Source organism: Nocardia elegans NBRC 108235 (genome assembly GCF_001612845.1).
GTDB lineage: Bacteria > Actinomycetota > Actinomycetes > Mycobacteriales > Mycobacteriaceae > Nocardia > Nocardia nova.
On the sequence record NZ_BDBF01000014.1, the window covers coordinates 47358 to 67639 of the forward strand.

A 20282-nucleotide genomic window follows, 5' to 3' on the forward strand; every position below is an offset into this window, starting at 1 on the left:
GGGCGGGTACCGGCGGGTGCGTACCAACTAAGCTGCGTTTCCGTGGTTTCGCCGAAGTCCGTTGACGCAGAAGTGGAGGACGGCACACAAGTGAAAGGAAGGGCCGTGTCCGACCCCGACCATGATCGCCGGACGCGATTGCTTGCCGCGGCGGCGATCACCCTGGGCCGGCTCTCGGATGTGCTGACTCCGCTGGGTGGCCTGTTCGCCGCGCGCGGCCACGAGCTGTACCTGGTCGGCGGTAGCGTGCGCGATGCGGTGCTGGGCCGGCTCGGCACCGACCTGGACTTCACCACCGATGCGCGGCCCGAGGTCGTGCAGGAGATCGTGCGCGGCTGGGCCGACAACCTGTGGGACACCGGCGGTTTGGCGTTCGGCACGGTGAGCGCGTCGAAATCGGGCTGGCAGCTGGAGATCACCACCTTCCGTAGCGACAGCTACGACCGCGTCTCCCGCAATCCGGAGGTGACCTTCGGTGACAACCTCGAGGGCGATCTGGTTCGCCGCGACTTCACGGTCAATGCGATGGCCGTCCGTATCGGAGCGGTCGGCGAACTGGAATTCGTCGATCCACTCGACGGCATGGCAGCGCTCCTGGCCGGAGTGCTGGATACGCCTGCGGCGCCGGAGGATTCGTTCCACGACGATCCGCTGCGCATGCTGCGCGCGGCCCGCTTCGTCTCCCAGCTCGGCTTCGAGGTGGCGCCGCGGGTGCGAGTGGCGATCGCGCTGATGGCCGACGAGATCCGCCGCATCACCGCTGAGCGGGTCCGTACCGAACTGGACAAGCTGATCGCGGGTGAACATCCGACCGACGGTATCGACATCATGTGCGAGACCGGGCTGGCCGAACGCGTGCTGCCCGAGGTTCCGGCGATGAAACTGGAGATCGACGAACACCATCAACACAAGGACGTCTACCAGCATTCGCTGACCGTGCTGCGCCAGGCCATCGACCAGGAGCAGGGCGATCCGGATCTGGTGCTGCGCTGGGCCGCGCTGCTGCACGACATCGGTAAACCACCGACCAAGCGCAACGAGCCCGGCGGCGGGGTCAGCTTCCACCACCACGAGGTCGTCGGCGCGAAGATGGTGCGAAAGCGCATGCGCGCCTTGAAATATCCGAAGCAGTTCACCGAGGACGTGGCGCGGCTGGTGTATCTGCACCTGCGGTTCCACGGCTACGGCAAGGGCCAGTGGACCGACTCGGCGGTGCGCCGCTACGTCACCGATGCCGACGACCTGCTGCCGCGGCTGCACAAATTGGTGCGCGCCGACTGCACCACCCGCAACAAGCGCCGCGCCGCACTGCTGCGCTCGACCTACGACGATCTGGAAGCCCGGATCGAGCGCCTGCAGCAGGAGGAGGATCTGCAGCGGGTGCGCCCGGACCTGGACGGCAACGCGATCATGGAACTGCTCGGCCTGGAGCCGGGGCCGCAGGTCGGCCGTGCCTGGCGCTACCTGAAGGAACTGCGGCTGGATCGCGGTCCACTCACTCGCGACGAGGCCGAGGCCGCGCTGCGCGAATGGTGGAACGCCGGCGGCCAGTAGCGTCCGGAATCGGCGGACCGAAACGCCTCAGAACACGATCAGCGTCGTGCCGGCGACGATCGCCGCCCGCATCTGCCCGAGGTCGAACGAGCCGGTGATCTGCGGCAGTTCGAGACGGAAATGCACCCGGTCGCCCTGCCGGTCGGCCCGCACGATGCGTACGTCGTTGGGCAGGTCCGAGAGGGTGACGGGCGCCACCGTCACCCAGCGCCGCGGCACCCGGACGCCCGACCAGGCGGCCTGATGGACCGCGATCGTGACGAGGTTGTCACTGATCGCGGCGTCGACCAGCGCCTGGAACTTCCGGGTGCGATGACGCGCGCTGATCAGTCCGCTCGGATGCACCTCGAACCGCCAGTCCAGCCGCTTCTCGTTGAGCCACTCGACCAGGGCCGCGGTGGTCACGGTGCCGGTGACGTCGAGTCCCGCGGTGCGCACCTTCGTCGGGACGCCCGGGATCAGCCGCACCCCGTGCGCGATCACCGTCATCTCCTCGATCGGATGCCCGTTCCAGCGCAGCTCGGTCAGCACCGTTTTGGTCTGGAAGTGGGCGCCGCGGCGGCGCACCTTGAGGGTTTGCAGGATCGCGGTCAGATCGTGTCCGAGCAGGGTCGCGGTGACCTCCCGGCCGCCGAAGCGACTCAGAATCCCCTCGCTGAGCAGCGTCATCAGCACATCCGGCATGAGCGCGGTGACCGTTCCCGCGCCGAGATCCGCCACCGGGTCGAGCCACGCGGTGGTGAAAGCCGTCCACTGATCCAGCAACTCCGGGTCGAACAGCCGCCGGCCGAGGTCCACTGCGCGCAACGGCGACCAGGATTTGGGATCGAAATAGGTGGCCATGATTGATTCGAGAGTACTGGCCGCCGGTGAATACGCCAGGGGATGTGGGTGACATTTCCCGATCGGGCGGCGGCGCGGACCTACGGATCGGCGGGTTCCGGGTCGTTCAGCGTCGCGTGCATCAGGTAGACGTTGTAGCTGTCCCAGGCCGACATCGTGAAGTAGAGGTCCTTACCCGTCGACCAGGGGTGGATGAATCCGCCGTAGGCCTTCGGGTAGTCGTTCGTATCGGCCAGCAGCGTGCCGTCGGTCCAGGTCCCCTGCGGTTCGGTCGCGGTGCGCAGCACGATCGCATGCCGAGCCGGGTCCAGGTACACCATCTGCCACTGTTTGCTCGACTCGTCGTAGCGCACCGACAGTTCGCCCGCGATGCCGGGTATGAGCGGCGTCGCGCGGTTCTCCTGCGCCGGCGCCCAGGTCCCGTCGACCCAGTACTGATACGCGGACTTGTTCAGTACCTCTTTCTTCGGCACCCGCGCCAGGCCGATCATGCCGATGCGGCCGTTGGGCGTGCCGAACATGTACACGTAGTCGCCGTGCGGCACCATCGTCGTGACCTGGAAGCGATCGATGCCGAACATGTTGTCCCACTTGGCGTACTGATCCTTGACCCAGGTGCTGCCGCCGTCGTCGGAATAGGCCAGACCACCGTTGTTGGTCCACCACATCCCCGGAATCTTGCTCCAGTGATTGACCGACATGTAGCTCATGTACTGCCGGTCGCCGAGCGCGAATCCGGAGGTGGGGATCACGGTGGTCTCGAAGTTCTTGATCTTGCGGCTGTTCAGCAGTTCGGCGGCGTGGCAGCGGCTGTCCTGCACCATGTCGTCGATGATCAGTCCCTTGGACAGGTCGCGTTCGGAGCTGAAGCCGAGCACGTTCGACCGCCAGTCCGGTCCGCCGGCCTGGCCGTACTCCCAGCCCTTGCCGAAGGTGTCGCCGAACAGCACCGCGACCTGGCCGGGCTTGGTCTCCCACATGATGCCGAGGTCGGTCCCGTCGACCTGCCAGCGCATATCCGTGCGGTTGACCGAGCCGTGGCCGGTCACCTGATTGATCAGCTTCACGTTCTCGACCGTGCGCGGTGCGGGTGCTTCGACGACCGCGCCCGGGTCGGTCGACGGGTGCACCGGATGCGGCGGGGTCTCCGGTGCGGGCGGCTCGCCCCCGGGAATCGGGATCGGAATCGGTTCCGGTTCCGGATTGATGTTGATGTTCGGCAGATTGAACGGACCGGAATTCGACCCCGAGCCCGTACCGGACCCGGACCCGGAACCGGTGCCCGAGCCGTTGTTCGAGCCGGATGCCGAACCGGAGTCCGGTGCGGGCTCGCCCGGCGCGGCAGGGTCCTCGGCCGGTGGTTTCGGTGTATCGCGAATATCGGGGCACGGGTTGCGGCACGGGTCCGCGGGCAGAGGCTGCGGCACGATGCGGGTGTTGTCCGGTCGCGGGCCCGGCACCGGCACCGGCACGATCTCCGGCACCGGCACCGGAATGTCGATTCGCGGCGGAAGGATCGGCGGCGCGGGCGCATTCGGATCGGGCTGGCGGGCCAGTGGATCGAATCCCGTTTCGCCGCAGGCATTCTTCGGCGGTGGCGCCCACGGCGCGAGTTCGGCCGAGGCCGGGACGGGGGCGACCGCGCCGAACAACAGCAGTCCGGTGACCGCGGGCGTGAAAATCACCGAGGCGCAGCGCTTTCCGGTGCGGGTGGAGCCGCGCGGTGCCGCCGGTCGACCGGCAGCCGCTCTCCCCGTCGCGTTGTTCCCGAACACCGCACTCCTCGACTACCACTCGCACCGCTGGTGACATGCACTGTCAGTCACCGCATCAGCTGGGACCGAGCACAGCGGCTAACAATCTAACCGATCACTCGGGATGCGTGTGCGATCGTTCGGAACCGCGTGGCGCACGCCGGCGACTGTTGACCGCGATCGCCGCGATACCCAGCGCATACAGTCCGGCGCCGGCCGCCACCACGCCGAGGGAACGGCCGTCGGCGGGAATGATCAGGGCCGTCACCGCGACGGCGACCACGAACGTGATGTTGAAAATCGTGTCCTGCAGGGCGAATACCTGTCCGCGCCGGGCGTCGTCGACATCGATCTGCAGGGTGGCGTCGCCGGTCAGTTTCACCATCTGCCCGGCCAGGCCGAGCAGGAACGCGCCCACCAGCAACAGTTGATGGGCACGGTGTTCGGCCGCACCGGTGGCGACGGTGATCGGCGGGACCAGTGTCGCCTGCACCAGCAGCGCCGCCGACAGACCGGCGACCACCGTGCGCGGGCGCCCGAGCCGCGGAATCAGCAGCGGCGTCAGTACCGCGGCGGCCAGCATGCCCGCGGCGACCGCGGTGATCGCGACCCCGAAGCCGATCAGTCCCGAACCGGCCGACATCCCGGATTCGTTGGGACGACGCAAAACCAGCACCATGAGCAGGGTGTTCGCACCGAAGACGATGCGGTGGGTGCCGACGCCGATCATCGCGGTGGTGCAATCCCGTGATTCGGCGACCGCCCGGGCACCGGTGCGCAGACCGGTCAGCACGGCCCGCACGGATTCGGCGGCCGCACTGCGCCCGGGTGTTTCTATGCGATGTTCGGGTCCGAGTCGGTGTCGCGCGAAACCGATCGCCGCCACGACCGAGATCACCGACCCGCAGGCACTGGCCGCCACCGCCACCGCGCTCGCGACATCGCCCGCTCCCATCGCGCCGATGATCGCCACCGCGACCGCGGCTCCCGCTCCGGCGCATCCCGACGCCACCGTGGCCAGGACCGAATTCATCGGCACCAGCCAGCGCTGTTCCAGCACCCGTGGCAGCGCCGCCGAGATCCCGGCCAGGACGAAGCGGCTGATCCCGACCACCGCCAGCGCCAGCAGCAACAGCGGCGTATCCCGGATTCCGGCCCACAGTCCGACGGCGGTCACCACGATCAACACCGCGCGCAGCGCATTGGCGACCAGCAGCACCATCCGGCGGTCCCAGCGGTCCAGCATCGCTCCGGCATACGGCCCGATCACCGAATACGGCAGCAGCAGCACCGCGAACCCGCCCGCGATCGCCAGCGGATCGGTGGCACGTTCGGGATTGAACAGAATCGCTCCCGACAGTGCGGCTTGAAACATTCCGTCGCCGAACTGTCCGGAGAACCGGATCAGCGCCAGCCGCGGCATTCCGGGCCGGCGGACGGCGGCGGCCACGGCGGCCCGCCGCGCAGCGTCGGGTCGCATTTCGGTTCACCTCCGGATCAATGTGCGGGGCCGGTGCACAGCCACGGTAGAATCTACCCGGCGGCCTCGACAGCAGCTCGAGAGGAGGACCCCCGTTGTCCACACTCACGACACCACACATCGATGTTCATCGCGCCGGCGATCGCATGAAAACCCGTGTGGCATGGCTGGATTCGAAGCATTCGTTCTCGTTCGGCGAGCATTACGATCCGGAGAACACCCATCACGGGCTGCTGCTGGTGAACAACGAGGACATCGTGTTGCCGGGCGAGGGATTCGAAACTCATCCGCATCGCGATATGGAAATTGTCACCTGGGTTCTGAATGGTTCTCTGGTGCATCAGGATTCGCTGGGACATGCCGGTGTCATCTATCCCGGATTGGCGCAGCGAATGAGCGCGGGAACCGGAATTCTGCATTCGGAAAAGAATGATTCGTGGCGGCTCCCACCCGAACAGGGCGGCACGTCGCCGCATTCCGAACCGGTTCATTTCGTGCAGATGTGGGTAGTACCGGACGAGCCGGGAATTACGCCGGGATATCAGCAACTGGAAATCGACGACGAACTGGACCGCGGCGGCCTGATCACGGTCGCCACGGGGATGCCGCGCTACCGCGATCGAACCGCGATCGCGATCAGCAGCAGCCATTCCGCCCTGCACGTTGGGCGCATGCCCGGCGCGGCGGGAACCGGTAAGGGGCAGGGCATCACTCTGCCCGAGGCACCCTACCTGCATGTCTTCGTCGCCCGCGGCGAGGTGGAGATGGAGGGGGTCGGAACCCTCTACGAGGGCGACGCGGTGCGGATGACGCGCAGTGGCGGGCAGCGCATCGTCGCCGAAGTTCCGGCGGAAGTCCTGGTGTGGGAAATGCACGCACGTCTCGGCGGCCAATAGAGTCGGCAGACGCGGCCGTCGAGGGCCCGTGCGTCCGAGGAGAGGACAGCGATGACCGAGAATCCACCGCCCGGGAACTATCCCCCGCCGGAACCGTATCCGCAGTCGGGCGGCGAACAACCCGGACGCTCGGGCGAGTACCCCGGTCGTTCCGGCGAGTATCCCGGCCACTCCGGCGAATATCCCCAGCAACCGGGGCAGTACCCACAACAACCCGGTCAGTACGGCCAGCAGCCGGGGCAGTACGGCCAGCAGCCGGGACAGTATCCGGGCGGATATCCCCCGCCGCCGGCCGGCGGCTACCCCGGCCCGCCGGGACAGGGCACGTGGGAGCAGCCCAAGGGCAAGGGGCTGGCCATCACGGCGCTGGTCCTCGGCATCATCGCGCTGCTGACCTGCTGGACAGTGGTGGGCGGAATCCTGTTCGGCCTGGTCGCCCTGATCTTCGGCATCATCGCGACGGTCAAGGCTCGGCGCGGCACCGCGGCCGGCGGCGGTATGGCGATGGCCGGCCTGGTCCTGGGCCTGCTGGGGCTCATCGCCGGAATCGTGATCGCCGCGATCGGGGTCAACTTCTTCGTCAACAACGGCGGCAAGGATTTCCTCGACTGCGTGAACAAGGCCAACGGCGATCAGTCGAAGATCGATCAGTGCCAACGTGATTGGAATCAGACGCTGGAGAACAAGTACAGCGTGACGCTGAGCCCGCGGCCGACCTCCTGATCGGCCGGGTCAGTACGGGTCCGGCCGGCACTGGCGGGTTGCGGTGAGCACCTCGGCCAGTTCCGGCCGGTAGTCGCTGTGCGGCGAATCGATCCACACCCGGTATCCGGTGCGTTCGTCGGCGGGTGAGGGCAGCACGATGGTGGTGCCCGGGGCTACCAGTGCGGCGCAGCGATGGAACATATCGGAAGCGATCGCGGCGTCGGTTGCCGATTCGTCGACGTGTCCGGTGAGAAACGTCCATCGCGCCGATCGCGGATGTCCGATGATCGGCCCGCGATGTCCACGCACGGTGAGGTATTCGCGAATAGGGGCTCCGAGGGCGGCCGGCACGGTGATCGCGCCGACCGGGCCTATTTCCAACAGGATGCGACCTCGTACCGGTTCGACGATCCCGTAGAGCCCGTTCTCTTTGCGGTAGCGACGACAGCGGACCAGCGCTTCCTGGGTGACAGCGCGCGGCGCGGTGGTGATGGTGGTGATATTCGGTTCGATCGCGCCGGCCATCGGGTCGCGCGTGCTCATGGCGAACCTCGTCTCGTCGTCGAGTGCAGTGCCACCGATACGCAGACCGTATCGCCGTACAGTTGAAATGACAATAGTCACGGGCGTGTCGCGGCGGCCGGCGTAGCATCTGCCCGCATGGCCCCTCCCTCGCCAGTGGTCGCTCGGTGGGAATTGGTCCTTCGCCTGCGCGAACTTCGCGAACAACGTGGCTTCGACTCGGCCGGCTTCGCCCGCGCGGTCGGCTTCACCCCGGCCAATTGGTCGCATGTCGAGAAGGGCCGCCGGGTGCTGACCGCCAACACCATCGGCCCGGTGCTGGATCTGCTCGCGGTCGGCGAACAGGAACGCGCGGAACTGCTCGCCTTGCTGTCCGCCGGGCGAGAACGCGGCTGGTGGACGCGATCGGGTCTGATCGGGCCGGAACTACAGCGCTACTACGGGATGGAATACGGTGCGGACCGTATTCGCAGCTACGACAGCCTCGTGATTCCGGGCCTGCTGCAGACCGAGGCGTATGCGCGGGCGCTGATCACCGCGGATGTGATGATCCGCCCGGCGCAGATCGAACAGCTGGTAGCGATGCGGATGCGGCGCCGCAAGCGGTTGCACGGACACGACCCGGTCGCGCTCACCGCGGTGGTCGGCGAGGCGACACTGTTGCAGCAGGTCGGTGGGCAGGCCGTGTTGTGCGCTCAGTTGGAGTATCTGGCCGGGTTGTTGCGCACCAGGCCGAACGTGGACATCCGGGTCATCCCGTTCGCGGCTCCCGACGGCGCGATCCTCGGCGGGGCGAGTTTTCATCTGCTGGACTTCGCCTCCGAGTACCTGCCGACCTTCGGCTGGGCCGAGAGCGCCGTCTTCGGCGCACCGGTCGACAATCCCGACCAGGTGCACGATCTGGCGTTCGCATTCGTGCGAGCACTCGATCAATCCCTCACTCGCACAGAGTCATTGGCGCTGATCGAGAAATACGCAGCCGTGTAAACTCCTGCCCATGCCCACCCCCGCGAGGTACCGGCCGGAGGTCACGTCCTGGTTCACCTCCACGCGTACCAACAACGGCAATCAGTGTGTCGAGGTGCGTTTCGACGGTGACGCGGTGCTGATCCGCGACAGCAAATACCGCCGCGACCCCGCGAACAGCCCCGCACTCGAGCCGGTGATCTCCGTCGGCGCGCCCGCCTGGATGGCATTCCTCGGCACGGTCGTGCACGGTGGCAGCGAGGGTGACCTGCACGTTCGCCCGGCCGCGGACGGTGCCGCGGTACTGGTCCACGGCACCACCCAGCTGTCCTTCACCCCCGGTGAGTGGCAGGCGTTCCTGGCCGGCGCCCGTGACGGCGAATTCGACCGCATCCCCGCGGCGACCGCTGCGCAGGGCTGAATGCGGCGGCGGCGCGACGCCGTCGTCGGCATACTGGAGGTCGTGACTTTCGACGTGACGACTCCCTCGGGCATCGATCTGACCTATCGCGACGACGCTGTGCGGGTGCAGGACGACCTGTTCGCGCACGTCAACGGCAAATGGCTGGACACGTACGACATTCCCGCCGATCGCGCGGTCGACGGAGCGTTCCGTACCCTCTACGACCAGGCCGAACTGGATGTCAAGAAGATCATCCAGGATCTGGCGGCCGGAACCGCGGCCTCGGTGCCGGACGAGGAAGAGGCGCGCAAGATCGCCGATCTCTACAACAGCTTCATGGACGAGGAGGCGGTGGAGGCCGCCGCGCTCACCCCGATCGCCGCGGAATTGGCGGCGGTGCGCGAGGTGAGTGATCGCGCCGAGTTCGCCGCGCTGCTGGGCCGGCTGCAACGCACCGGTGTGGGCGGGGCGGTCGGCGCCTACGTCGATACCGACGACAAGAATTCGCAGCGCTATCTGATCAATCTGACCCAGTCCGGGCTCGGGCTGCCGGACGAATCATATTATCGCAACGACGATTACGCCGAGATCCGCACCAAATATGTCGAGCACATCCGGCGCATGTTCCAGCTGGCCGCGATCGAGTACGACCCGCAGCGCGTCTTCGAACTGGAACGCAAACTGGCCGCGGGACATTGGGACGTGGTGCGCCGCCGCGATGCCGAATTGAGTTACAACCTCACCACTTTCGCCGATCTCGCCGCCGCGAATCCCGAATTCGACTGGACCGCGTGGACCGAGGCGCTGGCCGAGGGCGTCCCGGCCTCGGGGCCCGAGTTGTTCGCCGAAGTGATTGTGCGCCAGCCCGATTACGCGCGCACCTTCGCGCAGGTGTGGTCCGCGGAGCCGCTCGAGGACTGGCAGGCGTGGGCGAGCTGGCGGGTGCTGCGGTCGCGGGCGCCGTACCTGACCGCCGCCGTGGTCGAGGAGAGCTTCGACTTCTACGGGCGCACTCTCACCGGCGCCCAGGAGAATCGCGAGCGCTGGAAGCGCGGCGTATCGCTGGTGCAGGATCTGCTCGGCGAAGCGGTGGCGAAAATCTATGTCGCCGAACATTTCCCGCCCGAGGCCAAACAGCGCATGCAGGAGCTGGTGGCGAATCTGATCGAGGCCTACCGCCGCAACATCAGTGAACTGGAGTGGATGAGCCCCCAGACCCGCGCGGCCGCATTGGCCAAACTGGAGCGCTTCACCCCCAAGATCGGCTACCCCGACACCTGGCGCGACTATTCCGCGGTCCGTGTCGACCCCGCCGATCCGGTGGGGAACTACCGCAGCGGCTATGCCGCCGACCACGACCGCGATCTGAACAAGCTCGGCGGTCCGGTCGATCGTGGCGAGTGGTTCATGACGCCGCAGACGGTGAACGCCTACTACAACCCGGGCATGAACGAGATCGTGTTCCCCGCGGCGATTCTGCAACCGCCGTTCTTCGACATGAACGCCGACGACGCCGCCAACTACGGCGGCATCGGTGCCGTGATCGGGCACGAGATCGGCCACGGCTTCGACGATCAGGGCAGTAAATACGACGGCGACGGCAATATGGTCGATTGGTGGACCGAAACCGATCGGTCCGAATTCGGTAAGCGCACGAAGGCGTTGATCGATCAATACAACCAGTTCGAACCGAAGGCCCTGCCTGGCCACACCGTCAACGGTGAATTCACCATCGGCGAAAACATCGGAGACCTGGGTGGGCTCTCGATCGCGCTGGAGGCGTACAAGATCGCACTCGACGGCGCCGAGCCGCCGGTGATCGACGGTCTGACGGGCCTGCAGCGGGTGTTCTTCGGCTGGGCCCAGGTGTGGCGGACCAAGGCGCGCGACGAGGAGGCGCTGCGCCGGCTGGCGGTCGACCCGCATTCTCCGCCGGAGTTCCGGTGCAACGGTGTGGTCCGCAATCTGGACGGTTTCCACGAGGCGTTCGGTGTCGAACCGGGTGACGCGTTGTATCTGGAACCCACCGAGCGCGTGCGGATCTGGTAGCTAGCGCGGCAGCTTCGGTTCGATCTGCCGGTCGTAGATGGTCTGCAGGCGATCGGTGATATCGGCGAAGGCCGACTTCACATCCCGGTTCTGCAGTCCGATCTGTTCCAGCCCGGTGCCGATGATCTGATCGGCACCGGGCAGGAATACCCGGGCGTAGTCCTGTGAACGGGTCAGCGGCAGCTGGTCGACGGCGGTCGCGAAATTGCGGTTGGCGGCGAGGAATTGCTGTTCCGACGGATCGCGGACCGCCGACTTGCGCACCGGGATGTAGCCGGTGGCCTGCGAAAAGTAGGCGGTGTTCACCGGATTCGTGATGAACTCGACGAAACGCACGGCATTGGCCTTGCGCTGGTCGGAGATGCGCGACGGAATCGCCAGCCCCGCACCGCCGGTGGTACATCCCGGCCCGTTCGGATGCGGCAGGAACGCGGTGGCGAAGTCGAGCTTGCCCGCCGCATTCGCGACGATCCCCTTGATGTCGCCGGTGGAGGTGATGGCCGACCCCACCACTCCGGTGCCGAAATCCACGGCCAGCTGGGGGCGGATGGCGGCGTAGCGTTTGCGATTGATCATGTCGCGCAGGAAGTTTCCGGCCTCGGCCGTGCGGGGATCGGAGAACTTCAGTGTCCACCGATCCGAGTAGGCGCCACCGAAGGTCCAGTTCGGCCCCTGAAACGTCCAGGCCAGGTAGTTCTTGGCATCACCCCAGCCGTGCGCCCACTTCCCCGCGCCGATGGCGCGTTGCAGTTCGGGGCCCCATTCGTCGAATTCCTGCCAGCTCTGCGGGCCACGGTCGGGCAGTCCGGCGCGGGCCCACAGGCCGCGGTTGTAGCAGAAGATCTGCGTCGAACGCGCATACGGCAGCGCCCAGAGTTTGTCGTCGAACCGGTAGTCGTCCACGAAGCTGTCGACGTAGTCCGCCACCGGCACCGCGGCGGCGGCGATGTGTTCGTCGAGCGGTTCGATGGCCTTGTTCAGTGCGTAGTTGAACCACCAGACGTCCGAGAGCACCACGACATCCGGCAGCGCGCCGCCGGTCAGCGCGGCATTGAACTTCTGCGCGACCTCTTCGTAGTTGCGCCCGGCGTCCACCAGCTTCACCGTCAGCTCGGGGTGCTGTGCGTGGAACCGGTTGATCAACTCGGTTTCCTGATTCTTCGAGGTGCCCGGATGGTTCGACCAGAAGATGATCGTGTTCGGGTCGCCGCCGGCTCCGGTGCTGCCGCCCATCCCCGCACACGCCGACAGGGCCACACCGGTGGCCGCCGAGGCGGCGGTGAGAAATCCGCGGCGGGTCAGTGTGCGCGGTAGGGTCACGGCACTCTCCTCGAGCGAATCAGCCTTTGACGGCACCGGTGGTGAGGCCCTTGATCATGTGCCGCTGCAGCAGCACGAACACCACCAGAATCGGCAGCATGGTCAGCAGGGTTCCGGCCATCACGGGCCCCCAGTTGGTGACGCTCGGGTTTTCGGTGTTCTGTAGCAGCGTCAATCCGACGGGCAGGGTCGCGACGCCCGCATCGTCGGCCATCAGGAACGGCCACAGGTATTCGTTCCACTCGTTGACGAGCGTGACAACCGCGAACGCCACCATCGTCGGGCCGGACATCGGCAGCACCACCCGGACCAGCAGCTGCCACCAGTTCGCGCCGTCGATGCGTGCCGCCTCGATCACCGAAACCGGCAGGGAGAGAAAATGATTGCGCATCAGGAAGGTGCCGAATGCCACGCCGCACAGCGGGACGATGATGCCCAGCAGCGTGTTGCGCCACCCCACCTGGGCAATCAAGGCGTAGTTGGAGATCACGGTGATCTGGTTGGGCACCATCAGCGCGGCGATGACGGCGAGGAAGATCAGCGTCTTACCCGGAAAGCGCAGGAAGACGAGTCCGTAGGCGCTGAAGACGCCCAGCGCGAATTTGACCGCGGAGACCACGGCGGTGACGATCAGTGAATTGCGCAGGAAGGTCCAGAACGGCAGCGTGGTCGTGGCCTCGCGATAGTTCTCCGGATGCCAACTGCGCGGCCACCACACCGCCGGCTGGGTGTAGATATCGGGCCGCGCCTTGAACGAGGTGATCAGAATCCAGAACAGCGGCACCCCGACGACGATCAGCACGCACACCATCGCCGCGTAGCCGAAAATCGTCGCCGCCAGGCGTTTCCGAGTGCTCGTCATTCGTCTCGATCCATCACTCGAACCTGGATCAGCGTGATGACCAGCAGCACGACGAACATGATCGTCGCGACCGTGGCACCGTATCCGGCGCGGAAATTGCGGAAGCTCTCCTGGTAGACCTGATAGACCATGGTGGTCGTACCGGTGCCCAGTGGTCCGCCGCGCGTCATCACGTTGATGATGTCGAAGACCTGCAGCGAATTCAGCATGACCGTGATCGACAGAAAATACGTCGTCGGCCGCAGCTGCGGCAGCAATACCCGGGTGAAGGTGGTCCAGCGTCCGGCCCCGTCGATCGCGGCCGCCTCCAGCAGTTCTCGCCGCACACCCTGCAATGCGGCGAGATAGATGACGAAGGTGTAGCCCAAGTTCTTCCAGATGTAGGTCACCGTCACCATGAACAGCGCCCAGTGCGGATCTTGATAGAAATCCGGCACATTCGTGAAGCCGACGCGATGCAGCAGATCCTGCACCAGGCCGAAGCCGGGATCGAAGATGAACTGGAACGCCACCCCGACCGCCGCGCCGGAGATTACGAACGGCGCGAAGATCACCGAGCGAACCACATTGCGGCCGAACAGTTTCCGATCCAGCAGCAGCGCCAGCGCGAGGCCCAGCACCATACTGCCGCCGACCGCGAAGGCGGTGAAGATCACGGTATTGCCGACGATCTGCCAGGTGTCCGCCCGCGTCCACCACTCGCGGTAGTTGCGGACTCCGATGAAGTGCGCGAACGGTTCGGCGAGATTCCAGTCGGTGAACGACAGCCGGATGTTGTCGACCAGCGGGCGGTAGACGAACAGCCCGAGCAGCACCAGATTCGGCACCACCAGCACCAGGAACAGCCCGTAGTCGCCCCACGGTCGGTGCCGCAGCCCGCGCGCGCGGTTCGAGGGTAATACCCGTTCGGGCCGTCGACGCACGTTCGCAGTATTTCCGCCGTGAGCCAATACCCGGAAAACGCTCTGTGCCGAACTCCTGAACACTCGCCCGAAGCCCGAACGTACCTCGCTCTCGGACACCCCGGCCATGGCCGAATCCTAGAACCACGCCCCCGCTACAGCCGGTGGTTCGGTGAAAGCCGGCGGCCTACCCATTACCGCGAACAGCGAAGCCCGGCGAGCCACCACGAACTGTCACCGCGACAACTGGTTTCGCGGGAACATGGGTAACTCACCGGGCACGCCCACAATCCGACCCGACTACTGTCCGCCACCCCGACGACAGAATTTCGCGGCACTCACGACACGCAAAAGACCGGGAGAGGCGGGGGTACCTCAGCTCCAGTCGCCCATACCGTCGCCTGCGCTGAAGTTTCCGGTCGAGTTCGTCACCACCACGGGGTCACCCTTCTGCGCGTTCTCGAAGAACCACTGGGCGTCCTCGGTGCTGACGTTCAGGCAGCCGTGGCTGGAGTCGGACACACCCTGCTGGGCGAGCGACCACGGGGCGGCGTGCACGAAGATGCCGCTGTTGGACAGCCGGGTCGCGTACTCGACCTCGAGCTTGTAGCCCTGCGGATCGGTGATCGGAACCCCGTAGGTCGAGGAGTCCATGATCATCTTCCGGTTCTTCTCCCCGACGTAGTAGGTGCCGTTGGGGGTTTCGTGGTCCTTCTTGCCCATCGAGGTCGGCATGGTCTTGATGACCTCGCCGTTGCGGGTGACGGTGATCATGTGGGTCGCGTCGTCGGCCGTGGCGACGACCGCATCGCCCACCTTGTAGGCGACCTTGGTGCCGCCGGCCTCGACGGTGATGTCGGAGTTGGCGGGCCAGAACTCCTCCGGCCGCCACCGCACCTGCTTGTCACCGCGCCAGTAGAAGTGGCCGTGCGTGGCATTGCTGGAGGTGATCCGGATGGCCTTCTCAGCCGCGGCGTGGTCGCCGACCGGATCCTTGAAGTTGATGATGATGGGCTGCGCGACGCCGACCACGTCGCCGTCGCCGGGGCTGATGCTCGGCGCGGCGAAATTCGCCTGCGGCAGCGGCGGCGGGTTCTTCACCGGCGCGGCACCGGGCTCGGGCTGCGGCGCCTGCACGACAGCGGGAGCGCCGGGAACGTCGGGTCCGCCGGGCCACAGCGGCGCTGCCGAGGCGGGGGCCATCGCGATGGCACCGGCGGCGGTCACCGCCAGGGAGGTCGCCGCGAGGGCTAGCAGGCCGGTCCGCTTGGGCAGGCTGGTCTCGTCCCGAACGGGCTTCCGACAGGTTGTGGTGCGCACAGCCGTTTCGTCCTCTCCCACCTAGATCGCGCGCCACGGCGCACAGGAATATTCGCGCGCGGGTGCGCGAATGGTCTATCAGGCCCCGGCCCGGCATCCATTACTACATCTCTCGCCGACATCGGCCAATTGTGTTCCGGCAGTTATGAAGTCCGCATCGCGCGTGTGTGATGCGTCACCAGGGGTCGCCGGCGTAGTGGTGACAGGGTGAAAGTCCCGTTCGCATCGGCGAGTCGGATTCGAGGTCGGGGCGGGCGGACGACAGTCGGATCGATACCCAGCAAACCTCATTGTGAGACAAATCACTTCACGGGTGGCGGATTCCCTCCACAGTGAAGCGGATTCCGCGGTGTGGACCGGTCGCGATGTTGCGCGGCACCGAGCGCGGAATTCGGCCATGACGATAGCGCGGGAGCAGCGACAACTCGACTCGGGAAACGATGGTGGCGAGCGCGATCCGCAGCTCGTAGTCGGCCAGGGTGGCGCCGAGACAGCGGCGATGCCCGCCGCCGTAGGGCAGGTATTCGAACGGCCCGTACCGGCGATCCAGGAACCGCTCCGGCCGGAACCGCTCGGGCTCGTCCCACGTACCGGGATCCGAGTGCACGAGCGGAATCACGACCCCCATCGTGTCCCCTTCGGCCAATTCCACTCCGCACACCGTGTGCGGTCCGGTCAACCGCCGCAGCACGATCGGCACCGGCGGATGCAATCGCAGCGTCTCCTGACATACGGCATTCAGATACGGCAGACCGGCCAGATCCTCGGGATCTGCGTCGGGCCCAACGGCACTCAGTTCGGCGCGCAGCCGGGCCAGCACGCCGCGGTCGCGGTGCAGCCGGAACAGCGCCCACACCAGACTCGTGGCAGTGGTTTCGTGACCGGCCACCAACAGGGTGCGCAGTTGTTCGCGCAGATCGGCGTCGCTCACCCCGCTGCCGTCCTCGTAGCGGGCGCTCGACAGCACGCCCAGCGCGCCGTCATCGGGCGTACCGGTAGCCCGCCGCGCGCCGATGTCGGCGTCGAGCAACTCGTCCAGCCGGGTGCGCGCCCGGGCGAATCTGTCCCACGGCGACATGCCGAATGCGCTGCGCCGCAAGGCGGGAACGAGCATCAGCGGTCCGGTGAAGGCGGTGAGGAATTCTCCGACCGCCGCGGTGTAGGTGTCACGCCGGAGCGGGTCGTCGGCGCCGAAGATCAGCGTGAGGATCACCCGCAGCGTCAGCGCTCGCGCCGCCAACCGCGCATCGATCACCGTCCCCGGCAGCCACGCCGGACCGGTGCCGGTGCCGGCGAGCTCGTCGCGAGTGCTGTCCCGAATTACCGTGCCGTACTGCGCAATTCGGGCGCGATGAAATGCGGGCGCCAGCAAAGTGCGGTCGTTGCGATGGCGCTGATCACGAGCGAGTATCAATGAGGCCGAACCGATAAGCGGTTCAATGGGATTCGGTTGCGGCGGATGCAGAATTCCGATCGGCGACCGGAGTAATTCCTTTGTGCCACCGGGTGTTCCTGTGAACAATACCGCGCCGAATCCCGGGAAGCGGACCAGAAACGGGTCGCCGTCGCGCGCGCGACGCAGCCGGAAGTACCGATCGAAATCGATTCCGGCCGCCAGCGCGTGCGCCGCGACCCACCGCGGCTGCCGGGGCGCGGCCCGTTCGCCGGAAATCTGCGGTGTGCGGTCCCGGCCTGCTGTTGCTGCGCGCATACCCAGCACACGAGACAGCCCGGTCCCGGGTTCGAAGCGGTACGCCGTCCCGCGCGCCGTCAGCCGAGTGCCGCGCGGGCCTCCGCGGCCAATCGGGCCAGGCGCCCGTCTCCGATCGTATTCAGCGAATTGCCCAGCCGATTGGTGACGAAGGCGACCGACATGCCCGATTCCGGATCGGCGAACGCACCGGAACCACCCACGCCGTAGTGGCCGAACGCCCGGCGCAGCGGACGCCGGGAAGCGATCGGCGGCCGGTGGTATCCCAGCGTGAACGGTACGGGTACGCCGATCACGTAGTCGCGATGTTCGCTGCGTTGCACATGGTTGACGTACTCGATGGTTTCCGGGCGCAGCAGCGGTTCGCTCCAGGTCCCGTCCGGCAGCAGCACCCGCCCTTCATTCGCGAGGGCGCCGTACATCCGGGCCAGGGCGCGAGCGGAGAACACCCCGTTGAAGCCGGGCATCACCGCGTCGTGGACGCGCGGATCGCCGACCAGCACATCGAAGCCGGCCGGCATCCCGGCCTCGGCGATCGCACCGACCGTGCGGCTGCGGGCGATGACCTTCGAGGCGGTATCCCAGCGCAGACCGGGGATCCGCAACCGGGGGAAGGTGCGGGCGATGCGGTGCCGCTCGGATTCGGGTACCCGGTACCAGAACTCCTCGGTCTGCAGTGGTTCGGCGATCTCGTGCCGCAACACCTCGGTGAACGGCTCGCCGGTCGCGCGCTGCACGATTTCGGCGACCAGCCAGCCGAAGGTGACCGCGTGATATCCCGACCCTTGCAACCGGCGCGGATCCGGTTCGGCGGCCGCCAGCGCCGCGATCATCGCGTCGTAGTCGAGAATGCCGTCGGCGTCGGCGGCCAGGCCGCGCACCTTGTGCAGTCCCGCGCGATGGGTGAGCACCTCGCGCACGGTGATGTCCTGTTTGCCGTTCGCGGCGAACTCCGGCCAGTATTCGGCCACCGGGGCGTCGTAATCGACCAGTCCGCGTTCGGCGATCCGATGCAGCACCGTGGTTACCACACCCTTGCCGGTGGAGAAGCTCAACGCCACCGTGTCGGACTGCCAGCGCTGATCCGGCGCCGACCATCCGGCCCACACATCGACGACGGGCTGCCCGTGCAGAAAGATCGCGAAGGCGCCCCCGCCCCGGTTGGGTCGCGGGAACAGCCGGAAGAAATGGTGCACGACCGGCACGAATCGCGGGTCGATGACCATCTGCGGTGCGTCGTCGGTCTCGGCGGCCTGTGCCACCCGCGCCGCTTCTACCTCGGCTGCCTGCTCCGATCGTGCCGGATCCACCGTGTGCCGACCTCCTGCCGCCGCATGCCGCGGCGTCGTTACCCCTACCCGCCAGCGTAGGACAGCCCGGGAATCGTGCTCAATGTGCGGCCGGGACCTGCCACATTCCGATCGGCGTCGCGAGACAGAGCGCGCCCGTTCGGGAATCCCATGCCAGCGCCGCCGAGCCGAGACAGACCGTGCTGCGCTCACCCGAGACCACCTGCGCCTGTGAGCCGTTCATCGCGAAGGAGAGTCCGATCCGGCCGGGTACATCCTCCGCGGCGAGGGAGGTGAAGGCGAAGGCGTCGGGACCCATACCGACAGCGACCGGCAGTCCGGCAGCGCCCTCACTGGCCCCGATTCCGCCGCCGGCGCCCACGCCGAGGGCGATCGCACCCGCGGTTGCCTTGGCATAGCCGACGCCATCGATTCCCGCCGACCGAGCGTGCCCGGAATCGTCGCCCATCGCCCGGCATGCCGTGGGACCGGCGACGATCGTCATATCGCGGTTGCGGTCGGCATCGCAGTGCACGGCGGTTGCCGAGGCGGTGCCGGTGGCCCAGCACACCGCGGCCCCGGCCGCGACGGCCCCACCTGTAATCGCGCTCATCACCTTCACGGAGTGCTCCTTTCGGGCCGGCAGCCCTCACCATAACCGCACCCTGCGGCGGCCGACCCGATCCGCGCCGCGCGGCCGGCCCCGCCCCGGGCACGGAAAACGGGCGGCGACTCCGGTGTGATACCCGAATCGCCGCCCGTTACAAGGGTCGTCGTGCCGCCGATCAGATCGGCGCGAAGCCCGCCCCGGCGCCACCGTGCGCATTCATGTCGTTGACGATCGCCGACATGTTGGTGCCGACCTCGGGCCCGAAGCAGGCCACCGCCAGATAGGCGTTCACCATGCCGACCAGGGTGGTGCCGATGACGACGGGGGCGCCGGAGTCGCCCTCGACGACACACATCTCGGCCCACGTCTCGTCGGTCTGGAAGACGTCGCCGAAGGCCAGGCCACACGTGTTACCGGTGGTCCGGCCTTCCTTGCAGATGATGCTGGGGAACTGGGCCGGTGCCCCGATCCCGGTGATCGTCACATTGCCGATGCGATTGACCGGAGTGACGTGACCCGGATCGAACTGGATGACCGCATAGTCCAGGTCGTGGTTGGAATAGACGAAATGTCCGATCACGCCCGCGCCGCGGTCCTGTTCGGACCACACCTCGGAACCCGCCTCGCCGCAGTGACCGGCGGTCAGGCCGACCAGGCGGCCACCGGCGTCGTGCCCGATGGTCGTGACGGTGCACTCGAACTGGTTGTCGATGATGATGCCGGAGCCGCCGCCGATCACCGGCGATCCGGGACCGGCTTGCGCGACCCCCGCGCCCGTCCCGAGCAGCGCCGCGCCCAGAGCTACGGCGAAGGCGGCATGAGCCGCCCTGACGAGTTTGTTGAACATTTCCCTCCAGACGTCGGAAGTCCGCACGATATCAGCCTTGTCGTACTACATCCTTGCAGTTGTCGGGCCCGAACGCGCCCGGTATGCGCATGCAGTTTGCTGGATCGATGCCGTGGCCGCGCGACGACACGTACGAGGCCGACGAGATGCGACACCTGCACACGACGACCGCTGTTTCGCGGGTACTCGCTATAGGCTTTCGTCAGTATTCGGGGCAAATCTTAATAACGAGAATTTTAATCCGATAAA

18 protein-coding genes are annotated in these 20282 nt (G+C 66.8%); 6 read left to right on the forward strand and 12 right to left on the reverse strand.

The genetic code is table 11. From position 1 onward, the window contains the following. Positions 1-105 precede the first annotated feature (105 nt). On the forward strand, positions 106-1554 hold the full coding sequence (locus NE2_RS11850; RefSeq protein ID WP_063026049.1) for a CCA tRNA nucleotidyltransferase: 1449 nt from the start codon (positions 106-108) through the stop codon (positions 1552-1554). Positions 1555-1581: 27 nt separating this feature from the next. Here NE2_RS11850 and NE2_RS11855 read toward each other — a convergent pair whose 3' ends face one another. The 3 genes from NE2_RS11855 to NE2_RS11865 all read right to left on the reverse strand — a co-directional run bounded on the left by NE2_RS11855 (position 1582) and on the right by NE2_RS11865 (position 5631). Beyond that, a complete protein-coding gene (locus tag NE2_RS11855; RefSeq protein ID WP_063025982.1) occupies positions 1582-2397 on the reverse strand; it encodes a hypothetical protein in 816 nt (271 codons plus the stop codon). 80 nt (positions 2398-2477) lie between these two features. Beyond that, positions 2478-4082 carry a DUF4185 domain-containing protein gene (locus tag NE2_RS11860; RefSeq protein ID WP_063025983.1) on the reverse strand — a complete coding sequence of 535 codons (1605 nt, stop codon included), beginning with the start codon at positions 4080-4082 and terminating at the stop codon, positions 2478-2480. 184 nt (positions 4083-4266) lie between these two features. Further along, entirely contained in the window at positions 4267-5631 is a 1365-nt protein-coding gene (locus NE2_RS11865; protein WP_063025984.1) for an MFS transporter, read from the reverse strand. A 95-nt stretch (positions 5632-5726) separates the two neighbouring features. On the opposite strand from NE2_RS11865, the gene NE2_RS11870 reads away from it, so the two are divergent. Further along, on the forward strand, positions 5727-6527 hold the full coding sequence (locus NE2_RS11870; RefSeq protein WP_106958494.1) for a pirin family protein: 801 nt from the start codon (positions 5727-5729) through the stop codon (positions 6525-6527). 51 nt (positions 6528-6578) lie between these two features. After that, complete coding sequence (locus tag NE2_RS11875; protein ID WP_082940712.1) at positions 6579-7250, forward strand: DUF4190 domain-containing protein; 672 nt, start codon at positions 6579-6581, stop codon at positions 7248-7250. 9 nt (positions 7251-7259) lie between these two features. Here NE2_RS11875 and NE2_RS11880 read toward each other — a convergent pair whose 3' ends face one another. Further along, positions 7260-7775 (reverse strand): hypothetical protein, encoded by a 516-nt coding sequence (locus tag NE2_RS11880; protein ID WP_036507404.1) that lies wholly within the window; start codon positions 7773-7775, stop codon positions 7260-7262. 117 nt (positions 7776-7892) lie between these two features. On the opposite strand from NE2_RS11880, the gene NE2_RS11885 reads away from it, so the two are divergent. The 3 genes from NE2_RS11885 to NE2_RS11895 are packed head-to-tail and all read left to right on the forward strand — an operon-like array spanning position 7893 to position 11172. After that, positions 7893-8741, forward strand: a complete 849-nt coding sequence (locus NE2_RS11885) for a helix-turn-helix domain-containing protein (protein WP_063025986.1) — start codon at positions 7893-7895, stop codon at positions 8739-8741. 10 nt (positions 8742-8751) lie between these two features. Then, the gene (locus tag NE2_RS11890; protein WP_063025987.1) at positions 8752-9141 is read left to right on the forward strand and encodes a DUF397 domain-containing protein; all 390 of its coding nucleotides are present in this window, start codon (positions 8752-8754) and stop codon (positions 9139-9141) included. Continuing rightward, on the forward strand, positions 9142-11172 hold the full coding sequence (locus NE2_RS11895; RefSeq protein ID WP_084493976.1) for a M13 family metallopeptidase: 2031 nt from the start codon (positions 9142-9144) through the stop codon (positions 11170-11172). It abuts the gene before it with no gap. Here NE2_RS11895 and NE2_RS11900 read toward each other — a convergent pair whose 3' ends face one another. From NE2_RS11900 to NE2_RS11935, 8 genes are all read right to left on the reverse strand, one after another. Next, positions 11173-12492 (reverse strand): ABC transporter substrate-binding protein, encoded by a 1320-nt coding sequence (locus NE2_RS11900; protein WP_233429752.1) that lies wholly within the window; start codon positions 12490-12492, stop codon positions 11173-11175. It abuts the gene before it with no gap. Between the two features lie 19 nt (positions 12493-12511). Next, complete coding sequence (locus tag NE2_RS11905; protein ID WP_063025988.1) at positions 12512-13354, reverse strand: carbohydrate ABC transporter permease; 843 nt, start codon at positions 13352-13354, stop codon at positions 12512-12514. Then, positions 13351-14277, reverse strand: a complete 927-nt coding sequence (locus NE2_RS11910; protein WP_063025989.1) for a carbohydrate ABC transporter permease — start codon at positions 14275-14277, stop codon at positions 13351-13353. The genes NE2_RS11905 and NE2_RS11910 overlap by 4 nt, the downstream gene beginning before the upstream one ends. A 354-nt stretch (positions 14278-14631) precedes the next feature. Beyond that, a complete protein-coding gene (locus NE2_RS11915; RefSeq protein ID WP_063026052.1) occupies positions 14632-15531 on the reverse strand; it encodes a L,D-transpeptidase in 900 nt (299 codons plus the stop codon). 352 nt (positions 15532-15883) lie between these two features. Continuing rightward, complete coding sequence (locus NE2_RS11920; RefSeq protein WP_084493987.1) at positions 15884-17287, reverse strand: cytochrome P450; 1404 nt, start codon at positions 17285-17287, stop codon at positions 15884-15886. 59 nt (positions 17288-17346) lie between these two features. After that, positions 17347-18513: a serine hydrolase domain-containing protein gene (locus tag NE2_RS11925; RefSeq protein ID WP_063026054.1), complete on the reverse strand. Its 1167-nt coding sequence runs from the start codon at positions 18511-18513 to the stop codon at positions 17347-17349. Positions 18514-18676: 163 nt separating this feature from the next. Beyond that, positions 18677-19189: a DUF6764 family protein gene (locus NE2_RS11930; protein ID WP_228796284.1), complete on the reverse strand. Its 513-nt coding sequence runs from the start codon at positions 19187-19189 to the stop codon at positions 18677-18679. A 172-nt stretch (positions 19190-19361) separates the two neighbouring features. Further along, entirely contained in the window at positions 19362-20033 is a 672-nt protein-coding gene (locus NE2_RS11935) for a chymotrypsin family serine protease (RefSeq protein ID WP_030514079.1), read from the reverse strand. Between the last annotated feature and the right edge of the window lie 249 nt (positions 20034-20282).

Bases quoted from the DNA above. Each gene is read 5' to 3' on its own strand.
- NE2_RS11875 (WP_082940712.1), top strand. From the start codon at position 6,579: ATGACCGAGAATCCACCGCCCGGGAACTATCCCCCGCCGGAACCGTAT.
- NE2_RS11920 (WP_084493987.1), bottom strand. From the start codon at position 17,287: ATGCGCGCAGCAACAGCAGGCCGGGACCGCACACCGCAGATTTCCGGC.
- NE2_RS11885 (WP_063025986.1), top strand. From the start codon at position 7,893: ATGGCCCCTCCCTCGCCAGTGGTCGCTCGGTGGGAATTGGTCCTTCGC.
- NE2_RS11890 (WP_063025987.1), top strand. From the start codon at position 8,752: ATGCCCACCCCCGCGAGGTACCGGCCGGAGGTCACGTCCTGGTTCACC.
- NE2_RS11880 (WP_036507404.1), bottom strand. From the start codon at position 7,775: ATGAGCACGCGCGACCCGATGGCCGGCGCGATCGAACCGAATATCACC.
- NE2_RS11855 (WP_063025982.1), bottom strand. From the start codon at position 2,397: ATGGCCACCTATTTCGATCCCAAATCCTGGTCGCCGTTGCGCGCAGTG.
- NE2_RS11905 (WP_063025988.1), bottom strand. From the start codon at position 13,354: ATGACGAGCACTCGGAAACGCCTGGCGGCGACGATTTTCGGCTACGCG.
- NE2_RS11925 (WP_063026054.1), bottom strand. From the start codon at position 18,513: ATGGTCATCGACCCGCGATTCGTGCCGGTCGTGCACCATTTCTTCCGG.
- NE2_RS11935 (WP_030514079.1), bottom strand. From the start codon at position 20,033: ATGTTCAACAAACTCGTCAGGGCGGCTCATGCCGCCTTCGCCGTAGCT.
- NE2_RS11895 (WP_084493976.1), top strand. From the start codon at position 9,142: ATGCGGCGGCGGCGCGACGCCGTCGTCGGCATACTGGAGGTCGTGACT.
- NE2_RS11865 (WP_063025984.1), bottom strand. From the start codon at position 5,631: ATGCGACCCGACGCTGCGCGGCGGGCCGCCGTGGCCGCCGCCGTCCGC.
- NE2_RS11930 (WP_228796284.1), bottom strand. From the start codon at position 19,189: ATGAGCGCGATTACAGGTGGGGCCGTCGCGGCCGGGGCCGCGGTGTGC.